This window comes from Corynebacterium sp. AOP36-E1-14 (assembly GCF_052377495.1).
Classification (GTDB): domain Bacteria; phylum Actinomycetota; class Actinomycetes; order Mycobacteriales; family Mycobacteriaceae; genus Corynebacterium.
The window spans coordinates 1-14,439 of record NZ_JBQSWV010000011.1; the positions used below are offsets into that span (position 1 = coordinate 1).

Below are 14,439 nucleotides of genomic sequence, written 5' to 3' on the forward strand. Positions count from 1 at the left end.
ACGAAAGCCCACCCAGCGCCTGCTGGGTGGGCTTTCGCTTCCGCGCCTCCGTTGCCGAAGGCTACCGAATGTCAGTTACCGGTGATGGAACCGGTAACGAGTCCGATCACGCTGGTGAAGAACGTGCCGATGGCGTCAACAATCTGGCCGACAATGTCAAGCATGGTGATTACCTCTCGATTGAAGTGGTGGTGCGCCGTGGTGCCGGAGTGGCTCCGTTGCGCTCTCAGTAGGTACATCGACCGTCGGCGAGGTCTGTTACGTCATAAAACGAAAATATCTGGAGAGGCTGCGGACGGCGAGCGGCCCCCGTCCCGGCGATGCCGGGGCGGGGGCCGTGTCATTGCTGCCGAGGCGGCAGACTAGATGACGTCGTCGCCGGCGCCGCCGCCGGTGATGGAGCCGGTGACCAGGTTGATGGCGGCGGTGAAGAAGCCGCCGATGGTCTCGACGATGGTGGTGAGGATACCAAGCATGATGGGATACCTTTCGATAGGACGTATACGATGCGCGCCGTGCGGGACCGTACAGTCCGTGGGGCACAGGGAGAACTATAACGCTCCGGTATCGCCCGGGGAGCATCTTTGTAGTCAAATATAGGCCCCTACTTGTGGGGTCTGGTGAAAGGGTGGAAAGCCCGTCAGACTTGAGTTGCGTGACGCTGCTGGAGTGGCCGGCGAAACGCCAAAACCCCGCCCAACCGTGAGGTTGGGCGGGGAAAAGCTCACAGCCCCCTTGCGGGGGCCGGATGCTTGATTAGTTACCGGCGATGGAGCCGGTGACCAGCTCGATGGCGTCGGTGAAGAAGGTGCCGACGGCGTTGACGATGGTTCCGATGATATCCAGCATGATAGTTACCTTTCGAAGGAACGTGTATGGTCATGCGCCGAAGCGAGCTGATGAGGCTCTGTGGCGCACTATTAACAGTAACGGACACCCATTGCCGGGTGTTACGTCACGAAGAGATAACGATCTTGCGGGGCTTCGATCGGGGGTGAGTGGAACCCCGTCAGGTGCATAAATCTTGTTCACCACGGGGGTGGTTACGTTCGGTGTAGTGAACGTCGTTACCCCATCGTTATCGTCCGGCCCGGTGCCGGGCCGGACGTCGCCGTCAGGACTCCGCGGCCGGATGCGTCTTCGCCCGGAGGACCATGTCGTCGTAGTCCGTCATCAACGGCACGCCCACGATGTTCTCCGGGACCGCGAAGGCGTCCACCAGCGTCTGCGACCACGGCCCCAGTGAGTCCACCAGGTCGTTGAGCGCGGCCCGGGCAGCCTTGGTGCGCGTACCGGTCAACAGGTTCTGCTCCTGGTACCAGCCGCTGTGCTCGTGGATGATGCTCAACACGAACACGTCACGCACCTGCTCCATCACCTCCTTGGCCTGGCCGTCCGCCAGCTGTGCCTCGCCCTCCAGCATCGCCTCCAGGATGATCCGGTCCACGTGCGCCCACGCACACTCCAGGAGGTGGTCCTGGGCCTTGTCCACCAGGTCGGCGGCGTCCTCCGTGCTCATCTTCTGCGCCGGCTTGATCCGCCGGATCAGCGACATCAGCAGACGGTCCTCGCGCTCCGTCAACAACTCCACCTGGTAGGCGGGGTCGAACAGGGACGTCTCCTCCTTGTCCGTGAACGAGTCGACCAGGTTCTGGATCAGCGTGTCCGCCGCCGTCCGGCGCTTCAGCAGGGTGCCGAAGTTGTCCAGGCCGAAACGCACCAGTTCCAGGGGCTTCAGGTCCCCGACCTCGCGGGAGAAGCCGGTCAGCAGCTCCTTCGCCGCCAGCTGCATCATCACCACGTTGTCGCCCTCGAACGTGGTGAACACGTCCGCGTCCGCCGTGAAAGTGGTCAGCAGGTTCTCCGCCATGTAGCCGGCACCGCCGCACGCCTCACGGCACTCCTGCAGCACCCGCATCGCATGGTCGGTGTTCGCCGCCTTCACGGCAGCGGCATGGGCCTCCAGCTCACGCTGGTCCCACCGCTGCTCCTTGGTCATGTCCGTCCGGTCGATGCCCGCGCCCTCCAGGTCGTGCAGGCGGGCGATCAGCTGGTTCGAGGTCAGCTGCAGACCGTGGGTCCGGGCGATCAGCGGGATCAGACGCAGACGGTGCTTGCGGTGCTCGATGAGCTTCTTCTCCGGCAGCCCGTCGTCCGGGGCGAACTGACGCCGCAGGTTCGCGTACCCGGTGGCGATCGCCAACCCGGAGCGCGCCGCCGCGCCGGACGCCGCACCCACCGTGATGCGTCCACGGATCAGCGTCCCGAGCATCGTGAAGAAACGGGCACCCACCGACTCGATGGGGGAGGAGTACTCGCCGTCCTCGGAGACGTCGGCGAACCGGTTCAGCAGGTTCTCCCGCGGCACGCGCACCTGGTCGAAGGTGAAGGTGCCGTTGTCGACACCCTTCAGACCGCCCTTGTACAGGTGGTCGCCGATGCCCACGCCGGGCTTCGCCTTGCCGTCCTCGTCGCGGACCTCCACGACGATGCAGTGCACGCCGTGGGACTCGCCCAGCTCGCCGTCGGCGTCCGGGGTGTAGAGCTGGCAGAACACCGCGGCCATGCGGGCGTGCTTGGCGGCGTTGCCGATGTACCACTTCTCCGCCGAGGCCGTGGGTGTGTCGATCACGAACTCCCCGGTCTCCCGGTCGTACACCGCGGTGGTCTCCACCGACTGCACGTCCGAGCCGTGCCCACGCTCGGTCATCGCGAACGACCCCAACGTCCGCAGCTCCATGATGTCCTTGATCAGGGGGATGTGGCGTTCCGTGCCGAGGTTCTCCACCGCACCACCCCACAGGCCCCACTGCACGCCGGCCTTCACCATCAGCGACAGGTCGGCGCCACCCACCGACTCGATCGCCGAGAGCGTCGCGCCGATGTCGCCGGTACCGCCGTGGTCGGTGCGGAACGTCCCGCGCGGGGCGCCGGTCGAGAGCATGTCGTGCATCTGCGACAGGGTCCGCTCGCGGGCCTCGTCCAGTCCCAGGGTGTCGTCCGGGTGCAGGTCCTTCTCCACGATCAGGGCGCGGGTCTCGTTCTTCACGTCCGCCCAGCGGCCGTCCAGGACCTCCTGGAGCTCGGCGGCGACGGCCTCACGCACGGCGCGGTCCGCCCGGTCACGCAACTTGGCGGGACGTTCGTTGCCACGGCGGGTGAGGCTCGCGGCGATTTCAGTGGTGTCGAGGGCCTTCTCAGTGTGTGCCATACCACTACATATTAGCGGGAACCGGGTCCTCAGTGAGCGGACGCGACCGGTCACCTCCTACGATGAGACACCATGACCGAGAACGAGCACACCACGCGGACCTCACCCGCCTACTCCCGGGCATGGCTCTTCGTCGCCTTCGCCGTCTTCAGCGTGGCGTGGGGCGGCAACGAAGCCACCCCGATGCTCGTGTTCTACCGCCAGGAGGCGGTGTTCAGCGACGTCTTCGTCGACTCACTGCTCGTCTCCTACGCCGTGGGCATCGTCGCCGGGCTGCTGATCTGCGGGCCGCTGTCCGACCGTTTCGGACGCAAGGTCGTGATGCTGCCGTCCCCGGCCATCGCCCTGCTCGGCAGCGTCTTCATCGCGCTGGGGGAGACCACCGAGTCGGTGATGTTCATCGGACGCATCCTCGCCGGGCTCGCCGTGGGCATCGCGATGTCCGTCGGCGGCTCGTGGATCAAGGAACTCTCCACCCCCACCTTCGAGCCCGGCGTGGCACCGTCGGCCGGTGCGAAACGCGCCACGATGTCGCTGACCGCCGGCTTCGGCCTCGGCGCCGGCCTGGCGGGCGTCCTGGCGGAGTGGGGCCCGATCCCCGGCCAGTTGCCCTACATCGTGCACTGCCTGATCTCGGTGGTCGCCCTCGCCGGGCTGATGACCGTGCCCGAGACCCGCCAGTCGGCGCACCTGAAGGTGAAGGGCTCGTTCTGGTCCGACATCCTGGTGCCCACCATCCGCCACCCGCGTTTCCTCACCGTGGTCGCACCGATCGCCCCCTGGGTCTTCGGCGCCGCCGGCGTGGCCTACGCGATCACGCCCCGCCTGGTCCAGGACCAGGTCGGCAGCCCGGTGGCGTTCTCCGGGCTGCTCACCGTGATCGCCCTGGCGTCCGGCTTCACGATCCAGCAGTTCGGCCCGCGCATCAACACCAGCTACAACGCACGCGGCCCGATCGTGGCGCTGGTGCTCGTGATCGTCGGTATGGCGGTGGCCGCGGTGGCGTCCCGCGACATCGCCGTGTGGAGCGCGATCGTCGTGGCGATCATCCTGGGTGCGGCCTACGGCCTGTGCCTGATCAGCGGCCTCACCGAGGTCCAGCGCATCGCCGGGCCGGACGACCTGGCCGGCCTGACCGCCGCCTACTACACGTTGACCTACATCGGCTTCTTCTTCCCGATGATCCTCACCCGCCTCTCGGCGAACCTGAGCTACCCGGTGATGCTGGGTGCCGGTGTGGTCGTGGCCGTGGTCTTCCTGGTCATCGTCACCGTGTTCTCGCGGAAGAACATTCCCGCGCAGGCCGACTGAGCGTCAGCGCCACGACGTGCACGACCACGCCCGTCAGCGGGGCTAGTCCCAGGGTCAGCACGGCCCGCACCTCCGGTGAGGCGTCCACCGACAGCAGCGCCACGGCCGCGACGGTCGCCACGGCCCACCCCGCGAGGTACAGGGAGTGGCGTTCGGCGGCGTGGGCTGCAGAGCCGGTCACCATCAGCAGTGCCGTCGAGGCCGACGCCACGGTCAACGCCGCCAGCACCACCGGCGAACTGACCAGCTCCTCGTCGAAGAACAGCAGCATCAGCGGACGCGCCAGCCCGTAGGCCGCCACGCCGCCGACCGCGGCCGTCGCCACGATCACCGTCGCCGGCAGGACGCAGGCGCGCAGCACCCGGTCGCGGTGCGCTGTCAGGTGCACGATCAGCGCCGGCTGGAAACGTTGCAGCGGCACGAGCAGCGGCGCACGGGTCAGCGTCACCGCGGTGATCACCGCGGCCAAGGCACCGGGGGAGACGTCCGCCCCCGAGGTGAACGTGATCAGCACGGGGAAACCGGTGATCAGCACCGCGTTCGCGCCGGACGCCAGCATCGCCTTGCACGTGCGCCGCAGGAACTCCGCGGTGCCCACGTCCCCGACCTCGTGCAGCAGACGCCGGCTCGACGGGGACACGAGCAGCAGCCCCAACCACGTCGCCGCGCCGACGACCGTGACGAGCAGGAAGGCCAACAGCTGCCAGCCCGCCGCCCACGCGATCAGCGCCAGCACGATGCGCACCGCACTGTCCACACTGATCAGCCAGGCGAACGTGGTCCAGCGCATCGCCGCCGACAGCAGGCCGCAGACCGCGGCCTGGAACGTGTAGGACGCCAACCCGACGGCCATCAGCACCACGCCGGCGCCCGCCAGGCCCGACCCGTCCGGCAGGATACGTCCCGCCCACAGCGGGCCGGACGCCGCGACGACCGTGGCGACGACGACGGCGAGGCCCGCCGCGACCGCCATCGGGCGGACGGAGGACGCTGCGGCGGCGCGTGGCGCCTGCCCGGTGCGTCCTGCGGCGGTGGTGCGGGCCGCGACGGAGCGGGTGGTCTCCTGGAGGAGACCGTCGATGAGGCCGGCGAGGGCGAAGAAGAGCCCCCAGAAGACGGCGAAGACCTCGTAGCCGACCGTGTCGAGCGCGCGGCCGGCGACGACGATGACCGCATAACCGGAAACCGCCACCACGAGGGTGGCGGCGGACAGTGCTCTCACGGCACCTGTGGGACGGCGTCGACTACTCGTCGTCGGCTTCCTCGGCGTTCGCCGTGACCTCGTCCCAGGTGGGGAGGGAGGAGACCGGGGTGGAACCGGCGGCACCGGCACCCGGGTTGTCCTCGAGGTAGGCGGCCTTGGCCGCGTCCCGCTGCGCGACGGCGTTGGCGCCGCCGCCGGGGAACAGGCCCTCGGAGATCGTGGGCCAGGCGTCGAACATGTCGTCCTGCCAGTAGCCCCACTGGTGCGTGCCGGTGTTGCGGAAGTTGTAGACCAGGTTGTTGGACTCCTGGGTGATGCCCGCGGCGTCCGTGGTGGACTTCAGCAGGTGGGTGCAGGCGTTCGTGGCCGCCTCGATCACACCGCCCTCGGTCGCCGGGACGATGGAACCGATGACCATGCCGTTGAGGCGGTCGCCGGAGGAGACGTCGTGCTCGCCCATCAGGCCGGTCGAGGTGGAGACGTAGACGTTGTGCTGGTCCTTGAGGTCCGCGGCGTTGACCAGGGCGTCGTTGTCGCGGGCCACCTGGCCGTTGCGGTCACCCCACATCTGCTCGTAGGTGGCGTTGCCGCGGCCCAGGACGATCTCCACGGTGGGGGCGGCCTCGCCGGAGGTCGCCGCGCAGCCGGAGTAAGCGCCGATGGAGTCGTAGAAACCGGAGTACTTCTCGCCGTAGACCAGGGTGGTCGATCCGGTCATCGACATGCCGATGATCGAGCGGTTGGGGTTGTAGGTTCCCAGTGCGGTCTCCATCGGGCCGGGCAGCTCCTGGACCAGGAAGGTCTCCCAGGCCTGCTTGTTGCCGCCCTTGTCGAGAGTCGCGTTCGGCTCCTGCCAGTCGGTGTAGTACGAGAACGCGCCCTCCATGGGGATGACCACGTTGACGTTGCCGATCTGGTTGCCGTAGAAGTCCACGGCGTTGGTCTGGCGCAGCCAGTTCGCTGCACCCTCGCCGCCGTCGGCACCGTTGAGCAGGTAGATCGTGGGAGCGTTCTGGGGATCCTCCTTGGCGCGGATGGTGACGACGGGGATGTCGCGGTTCATCGCCTTGGAGTGCACCATGCGCTCCTCCATGCGGCCGTAGCGCTCGCCGGCTTCCCAGGTGTCGTCCGGGTCGGTCTCGCTGACGCCCGCCTCCGCGTGGTAGACGTAGTCGCGCCAGGCGGCCTTTGACTCCTCGACGTAGTTCTCACCCTCGGCCGCCTCGCGGGTGGGGAAGGGGTTGTTGACCGTGGCGGTGTTCCGGAACTCGGAGGCGGGGCGGCCGTCGCCGCTGTCCTCAGAGGCGGAGGCCACGTCCGGCTGGGCGATACCGGCGAACGCCGGACCCGCGCCGAGCACGCTCATGACGGACAGGGGCAGGGCTGTCGCGACGGCAGCAGCCGTCACGCGTGCGATGGCGCGCTTGTTCATTCGGTCCTCAAGAAGTCAGTGGGGTCAGACCTCGACAGCTTAGCCGGTGGACGTGCACCGTGTAACCCTGAAGCCTGATTTCCCAAACGAAAACGCGCCGGGCGGGGGTACCGTTACCCGTTCCGGTGACCGGATCCCCGTCGGACGTAGCGCAACCGGACCTCCCGCCGTTTATGCTGGTGTCCGAAACCGTCCCCGGGCACCGGCCCGGGGCGTCCCCACGTGAAAGAGGAACCACCGTGAATCTCGCCCCCATCGACCAGTTCATCGTCAGCTCCAACGAGGTCCTCGGCGGAAACATCAACAACTTCCTGTCCATGGTCACCGACTTCGTCGTCCGCTTCCTGTAGGTCCGGTGACCTCCCTGACCTGTTGTTTTGTCGGGGAACAGTCCCTTCGGTGCCCCTGGTCTGCACGTCCCGCCCGAAAAGTCGTATCCTTGACCACGTGGCTGAACATTATGACGTAGTAGTAATCGGTGCGGGCCCCGGCGGATATGTCTCCGCCATCCGTGCGGCACAGCTGGGCCTGAAGACCGCAGTGATCGAGAAGCAGTACTGGGGCGGCGTCTGTCTGAACGTCGGCTGCATCCCCTCCAAGGCGCTGATCCGTAACGCGGACATCTCGCACATCCTCACCCACGACGCCAAGACCTTCGGCATCTCCGGTGACAACATCAGCATGGACTACTCCGTGGCGCACCAGCGCTCGCGGAAGGTGTCCGCGGGCATCGTCAAGGGTGTCCACTACCTGATGAAGAAGAACAAGATCACCGAGATCAACGGTCTCGGCTCGTTCACCGACGACCACACCGTGGAGGTCACCGACGGCGACGACGCCGGCAAGACCATCACCTTCGACAACGCCATCATCGCCTCCGGCTCCGTGGTGAAGTCCCTGCCGGGTGTCGAGATCGGCGGCAACATCGTCTCCTACGAGGAGCAGATCCTCGACGAGAACGCACCGAAGTCCATGGTCGTCATCGGCGCCGGCGCGATCGGCATGGAGTTCGCCTACGTGCTGGCCAACTTCGGCGTCGACATCACCGTCGTGGAGTTCATGGACCGCGTCCTGCCCAACGAGGACAAGGACGTCTCCAAGGAGATCGCCAAGCAGTACAAGAAGCTCGGTGTGAACCTGAAGACCGGGCACAAGACCACCGCCGTGCGCGACCTCGGTGGCGACGCCGGCGTCGAGGTCGACATCGAGACCGCCGACGGCTCCAAGTCCGAGACCATCAAGGCCGACCGGGTCATGGTCTCCATCGGCTTCGCCCCCCGCGTGGAGGGCTTCGGCCTGGAGAACACCGGTGTGAAGCTCACCGAGCGTGGCGCCATCGACATCGACGAGCGCATGCGCACCAACGTCGACGGCATCTACGCCATCGGCGACGTCACCGCCAAGCTGCAGCTCGCCCACGTGGCCGAGGCGCAGGGCGTGGTGGCCGCCGAGACCATCGCGGACGTGGAGACCCAGGAACTGGGCGACTACATGAACATGCCCCGCGCGACGTTCTGCTCCCCGCAGGTCGCGTCCTTCGGTTACACGGAGGAGGCCGCCCGCAAGATGGCCGAGGAGAACGGTCGCGAGATCAAGGTCGCGTCCTTCCCCTACAGCGCCAACGGCAAGGCCATGGGCCTCAACGAGGGTGTCGGCTTCGTGAAGATCGTCGTCGACGCCGAGTACGGTGAGCTCATCGGCGGGCACATGGTCGGCCCGGACGTCTCCGAGCTGCTGCCCGAGCTGACGCTGGCGCAGCGCTTCGACCTCACGGCCGAGGAGATCGGACGCAACGTCCACACCCACCCGACGCTGTCGGAGGCCATCAAGGAGGCCGCCGAGGGCACGATGGGTCACATGATCAACCTGTAGTTCCCCCTCCCGCACCTACCAGGTGCAGGATCCTCACCCTCCCAGGCAGCGTTTCACCGCGAACGCCTACCTGGGAGGGTGTTTTCCATGACGGGGTGGCCACGGGCGTGCGGGTCGGCTGAGTGATGAGGCTGCACGGGACCGTCGGTGCACATGCCTGCCACGCGGGCGGTCGCGGACAGGTACGATTCACGCCAATACGTCGGGACGTTCGGAGGCAGGAGAAACTGGCCGATCATGGAGCATGTGCTGGGGCAGGTACGGAGCCAGGCAGGGGGCCGGGCATGGGCAAGGTGATGACCGTCGGTGTGATGGTCGACCGGGGGCTGCCGGAGAAACGCGTGCGCAAGGTGCTCGAGAAGCTCGGGGTGGACCCGGACGAGACCCATCTCACCGACGACGACCTCGCCGCCCTCGGACTGCCGCGGGTCGAGGTACGCACCAGCACCCTGCCCATGGGCCTGGACGGTAGCGTCCGGTTGGCCGACAGCTCCACCGGCATCATGGAGAGCCACGGCTGGGACCGGATGGTCTACGTCACCGACCTGCCGCTGACCACGCGGCGTCCGGTCATCAGCCAGACGGTGAACCGGGGCCGTGTCACCATGCTCTGCCTGCCGGCCTTCGGTCTGCTGCGCGCCCAGGAGGGCCTGCGGCAGGAGCTCAGCCGTCTGCTCAAGGGCAAACCCGCCGGCGCCGGCATCCTCGAGGACGTCACCGACACCAGCGACATCGAGGGCGGTGACGCCGAGGCGGACTCCACCCGCGTGATCGACGGGTGGGGGAGGTCCCTGCGGCTTCTGCTGGGGATGGTCGCGGGCAACCGTCCGGCGGTGCTCTACCGCGTGCTCACCGGCTGCCTGGCCATCGGTGTCGCCACCGGCGCCTACGGCATTTTCTACGGGTCGATGTGGCAGATGTCCCACACGATCTCGTTGCTGCGCATGTTCGTCATCAGCATCTTCGCGGTGGGCGCGCTGACGTTCTGGCTGGTCTACCACAACGGCCTCTGGAACCGGTGGCCCGACCGTGAGGCGGACAGCGTGGCCGCGTGGCGTGCACGCATGGACAACCGTGCCACGTTGTGCACGGTGCTCATCGCCGCGGCGATGATCTACACCACCGTGTTCATCGCACTGCTCGTGCTCTCGGTGGTCATCGTGGACACGAACTACTTCCGCGCCCAGGTGAGCGACGAACCCTTCCCGTGGGGCTACGCGAAGCTGGCCTGGCTGACGGCGTCGCTGGGCACGATGGCCGGGGCGATCGGTTCCAGCTTCGACGATGACGAGGCCATCCGCGAGGCCACCTACAACCGGCGTGAGCACATCCGACGTCAGATCACCGGCCTCTACGAGGACAAGCCCCCGACACGCTTCCGCAGGAAGAACAGGTAGCGGGGCATGGCCGGTGACCTTCCTCTGGGTCAGGTTCTCGCGAAGCGACGCCTGTAGCTGCTCGGCGTCGTTCCCGTCTCTGCCCGCAGACGTGCACGGAGGGTGGCCCCGGTTCCGAACCCGACGCGTTGGGCGATCGTGTCGACCGTGAGGTCGGTGGATTCCAGCAGTTCCTGGCACCGACGGACCCGTTCCCGTGCGAGCCACCGGGCAGGAGAGGCCCCGGTTTCTTCTGTGAAACGGCGGGCGAACGTCCGGGAACTCATCTGGGCATGCCCGGCGAGCTGCTGCACAGTCAACGGTTCGCTGAGGCGACCCCGCGCCCATTCCTGAGTTGCGGTCGTTCCGGTATTCCCTTGTGTGGGAACCGGCCACTTGATGAACTGAGATTGGTCCCCGTCGCGGTGGGGTGGGGTGACGCAGTGACGCGCGACATCGTTGGCAGTCTTCCATCCGGCATCGCTGCGAATGACGTGAAGGCAGAGATCAAGGCCTGCGGACAGTCCCGCCGAGGTCATGACCATTCCCTCGTCGAGAAAGAGTGAAGACTCCTCGAGGTGGACCTGTGGGTAGAGGCGACGGAACTGAGCCACCGTCTGCCAGTGTGTTGTTGCCCGTCGTCCATCCAGGAGGCCTGCGGCGGCCAGCCCGAAGGCACCGGTGCACAGCGAGATCACGCGCGCGTCGCCCGGAATGAGGTCGAATGCGGCACGGGCAGCGGTATCAAGTCGTCCATCCTTGCGTACGCTGCTGCGCATCGTGCCGGGAACCACGACGGTGTCCGCGGTCTTCAGCGCGTCGGTCTCGGATCCTGGGGTCAGAGCGAATCCATCTGCGCATGTGGCGGGGCCGGGGTCCGCGGAGCACACGGAAACCCGATAGAGCTTCTCACCGGCCTCGTTCCGGGCGTTGCCGAAGACGAGCGGGGGAATGGTTGCGTCGAACCCGATGACAGGAGGCAGAAGTAGGACTACGACATGGTGGCGCGGTGTCATGACCAAAACCTTACACATATTGGCCTTCCTGCCAATAGGCAGAAGGGTTTCACATCGAAAGAATGGGCTCATGGCTCAACGACACTCCTTCTGGTTCCCTCTGACCGTCGTGGTCGCATTCGTGGCGCTGCTCGCGGCCGCGGGTTTTCGCTCGGCACCCGGCGTACTCATGGATCCGCTCCACAGCGAATTCGGCTGGTCCCACGGCACCATCAGTGGTGCGGTGTCACTCAATCTCCTGCTCTTCGGACTCTTCTCGCCCTTCGCCACGTCCCTGATGGAACGGTTCGGTGTTCACCGTGTTGCTGCTGTCGCTCTGGCTGTGGTCGGAATCGGAAGCGCGCTGTCGGTGTTCGTCAGCGAACCCTGGCAGCTGTGGGTCCTGTGGGGTCTTCTCATCGGGGCAGGCACCGGTGCGGTGTCCATGCCCTTCGCCGCGTTGGTATCCGGACGGTGGTTCACGCAGCGTCGTGGCCTGGTCTCAGGTGTTCTCACCGCGGCAAGCTCGACCGGGCAACTCGTCTTCCTGCCTCTGCTGGCGCACCTGGCGAATAGGCACAGTTGGCAGGCCGCCTCCCTGGTAATCGCTGCTGCAGCAGTGTTGGCGGCGCCGGTCGTGTTCCTGCTGCTCAAGGACCGACCGCAGGACGTGGGGCTTGTCAGCTATGGCCAGAACCCCGATTCTTCCCGAGACACCGTCGCTGCGGCCCGTCCCGCATTGACGGCGCTGGGGAGTCTGCGGCTCGCGGGCAAGAGTAGGGAGTTCTGGCTGCTCGCCGGGACGTTCGCGGTCTGCGGGGCGACCACGGTAGGCCTGGTCGGCACTCATTTCGTCCCGTCCGCCCACGACCACGGCATGCCTGCCACGACTGCGGCCAGCCTGCTTGCCCTGGTCGGGATATTCGACATCATCGGCACGCTGGCCTCCGGGTGGTTGACCGACAGGATTGATCCTCGGATACTTCTCGTCGCCTACTACGGGCTGCGCGGAATATCGTTGTTGTTGCTGCCGATGATGATGGGGCCGGTCGTGGAACCGCCGCTATGGGCATTCATCGTGTTCTACGGCCTCGACTGGGTGGCGACCGTGCCACCGACGATGGCTCTGTGTCGGGAGCACTTCGGCGACTCTGGCCCTGTGGTGTTTGGCTGGGTCTTCGCCAGTCACCAGGTCGGTGCAGGAGTCGCGGCAGCAGGTGCCGGGATGATTCGGGATACTACCGGGAGCTACGACGGCGCATGGTTCAGCGCCGCGGCGCTCTGCGGCGTTGGGGCGCTTCTGTGTCTGTGTATTCGACGCAGCAGGGTGGGGCGTGAGGTCGTGGGAGCGCAGAGCTGAAGCCTCCCCGCACACAACGACACCGGCCGGTCAGCATCTCTGCTGACCGGCCGGTGTCGTGTGGCCTACCGTTCCCGTCCGTCAGGACGGGGAACCAGTTACTAGAACTGGGTCTCCTCGGTGGAGCCCTTCAGGGCGGTGGTGGAGGAGTTGGGGTCCACGGTGGTGGCGACGCGGTCGAAGTAACCGGCGCCGACCTCGCGCTGGTGCTTGACGGCGGTGAAGCCACGCTCGTCGGCTGCCTTGAACTCGCGGTTCTGCAGGTCGACGAAGGCGCTCATCTGGTTGCGGGCGTAGCCGTGGGCCAGATCGAACATGGAGTAGTTCAGGGCGTGGAAGCCGGCCAGGGTGATGAACTGGAACTTGAAGCCCATCGCGCCCAGCTCGTTCTGGAACTTGGCGATCTCGTCGTCGTCCAGGTGGGCGGACCACTTGAAGGACGGGGAGCAGTTGTAGCTCAGCAGCTGGTCCGGGTGCTCTTCGCGGACGCCCTCGGCGAACTTCTTGGCGAGCTCGAGGTCCGGGGTACCGGTCTCCATCCAGATCATGTCCGCGTAGGGAGCGTAGGACTTCGCACGGGCGATGCAGGGCTCGATGCCGTTCTGCACGTAGTAGTAGCCCTCGGCGGAGCGCTCACCGGTGAGGAACTTGGCGTCGCGCTCGTCGACGTCGGAGGTCAGCAGCGTGGCGGCCTCGGCGTCGGTACGGGCGATGACGACGGTCGGGGTGTCCGCGACGTCGGCAGCCAGGCGGGCCGAGTTCAGGGTGCGGACGTGCTGCTGGGTGGGGATCAGCACCTTGCCACCGAGGTGGCCGCACTTCTTCTCGGAGGCCAGCTGGTCCTCCCAGTGGGTACCGGCGGCGCCGGCCTTGATCATGGCCTTCTGCAGCTCGTAGACGTTGAGGGCGCCACCGAAGCCGGCCTCACCGTCGGCGACGATCGGGACGAGCCAGTTGTCGACGGAGTCGTCACCCTCGACACGGGAGATCTCGTCGGAACGCAGCAGGGCGTTGTTGATGCGCGAGACCACGGCCGGAACGGAGTTGGCCGGGTACAGCGACTGGTCCGGGTAGGTGTGGCCGGAGAGGTTCGCGTCACCGGCGACCTGCCAACCGGAGAGGTAGACGGCCTTCAGGCCGGCGCGGACCTGCTGGACGGCCTGGTTACCGGTGAGGGCACCGAGGGCGTTGATGTAGGAGTCGCCACCCTGGTTGACGCCCTCCCACAGGATCTCGGCACCGCGGCGGGCGAGGGTGTGCTCCTCGACGACGGTGCCCTGGAGCTCGGCGACCTGCTCGGCGGTGTAATCGCGGGTGATCCCCTTCCAGCGGGGGTTCTCGTCCCAGTCCTTCTGGATTTCGGCGGCGGTACGTGCCTGTCCGACGTTCGACATGTAAGTAGTCACTCCCTTTAAGTGGTGAGAGATTGGCGGTAACGGCGCTGCACCCGGCTGGCGATCTCCCGGGTCGGCTGCATTTGAGGATACCGATGGAAAAGGGCACGTCAAAGGGTTTGGGTGTTCCAGGTAACACCGGGGGTAGCGCGAAAACCACTTCACCCCTGTTCTCTATATGCGGGACAAAACTTCTCACGATGTGGGCGGCATGGTCCACTTGCAGGGGTTACGTGCGACCTTCGTCACGTAAGGGGTACCTACGTAGCGGTCATCGCTCCCGC

General features: G+C 66.6%; 10 protein-coding genes. 5 read left to right on the plus strand and 5 right to left on the minus strand.

Annotated elements, in window-relative coordinates; translation table 11 throughout:
* Positions 1–233: hypothetical protein (locus ACT3TD_RS06760; protein WP_444614797.1), on the plus strand; the 233-nt coding region annotated here is incomplete at its 5' end.
* A gap of 881 nt (positions 234–1,114) precedes the next feature.
* Here ACT3TD_RS06760 and ACT3TD_RS06765 read toward each other — a convergent pair.
* A complete protein-coding gene (locus ACT3TD_RS06765; protein ID WP_441579639.1) occupies positions 1,115–3,211 on the minus strand; it encodes an acyl-CoA dehydrogenase family protein in 2,097 nt (698 codons plus the stop codon).
* A 72-nt stretch (positions 3,212–3,283) separates the two neighbouring features.
* On the opposite strand from ACT3TD_RS06765, the gene ACT3TD_RS06770 reads away from it, so the two are divergent.
* The gene (locus ACT3TD_RS06770) at positions 3,284–4,522 is read left to right on the plus strand and encodes an MFS transporter (protein ID WP_441588141.1); all 1,239 of its coding nucleotides are present in this window, start codon (positions 3,284–3,286) and stop codon (positions 4,520–4,522) included.
* Here ACT3TD_RS06770 and ACT3TD_RS06775 read toward each other — a convergent pair.
* The gene (locus ACT3TD_RS06775; protein ID WP_441579640.1) at positions 4,479–5,744 is read right to left on the minus strand and encodes a hypothetical protein; all 1,266 of its coding nucleotides are present in this window, start codon (positions 5,742–5,744) and stop codon (positions 4,479–4,481) included. The two genes, ACT3TD_RS06770 and ACT3TD_RS06775, sit on opposite strands and share 44 nt — an antisense overlap.
* 22 nt (positions 5,745–5,766) lie before the next feature.
* Positions 5,767–7,158 carry an alpha/beta hydrolase gene (locus ACT3TD_RS06780; RefSeq protein WP_441579641.1) on the minus strand — a complete coding sequence of 464 codons (1,392 nt, stop codon included), beginning with the start codon at positions 7,156–7,158 and terminating at the stop codon, positions 5,767–5,769.
* 447 nt (positions 7,159–7,605) lie between these two features.
* On the opposite strand from ACT3TD_RS06780, the gene lpdA reads away from it, so the two are divergent.
* On the plus strand, positions 7,606–9,030 hold the full coding sequence (gene lpdA, locus ACT3TD_RS06785; RefSeq protein ID WP_444614796.1) for a dihydrolipoyl dehydrogenase: 1,425 nt from the start codon (positions 7,606–7,608) through the stop codon (positions 9,028–9,030).
* Positions 9,031–9,314: 284 nt separating this feature from the next.
* Positions 9,315–10,427, plus strand: coding sequence for a hypothetical protein (locus tag ACT3TD_RS06790; protein ID WP_441579643.1), 1,113 nt, complete (start codon positions 9,315–9,317; stop codon positions 10,425–10,427).
* A 29-nt stretch (positions 10,428–10,456) separates the two neighbouring features.
* On the opposite strand, the gene ACT3TD_RS06795 is transcribed toward ACT3TD_RS06790, so the two are convergent.
* Positions 10,457–11,422, minus strand: coding sequence for a GlxA family transcriptional regulator (locus ACT3TD_RS06795; RefSeq protein ID WP_441579644.1), 966 nt, complete (start codon positions 11,420–11,422; stop codon positions 10,457–10,459).
* A gap of 70 nt (positions 11,423–11,492) precedes the next feature.
* Between ACT3TD_RS06795 and ACT3TD_RS06800 the strand changes: the two genes are divergently transcribed.
* Positions 11,493–12,761 carry an MFS transporter gene (locus ACT3TD_RS06800; protein WP_441579645.1) on the plus strand — a complete coding sequence of 423 codons (1,269 nt, stop codon included), beginning with the start codon at positions 11,493–11,495 and terminating at the stop codon, positions 12,759–12,761.
* A gap of 101 nt (positions 12,762–12,862) precedes the next feature.
* Here the strand turns inward: ACT3TD_RS06800 and aceA are convergent, their stop codons facing one another.
* On the minus strand, positions 12,863–14,155 hold the full coding sequence (gene aceA / locus ACT3TD_RS06805) for an isocitrate lyase (RefSeq protein ID WP_301443179.1): 1,293 nt from the start codon (positions 14,153–14,155) through the stop codon (positions 12,863–12,865).
* Positions 14,156–14,439 lie beyond the last annotated feature (284 nt).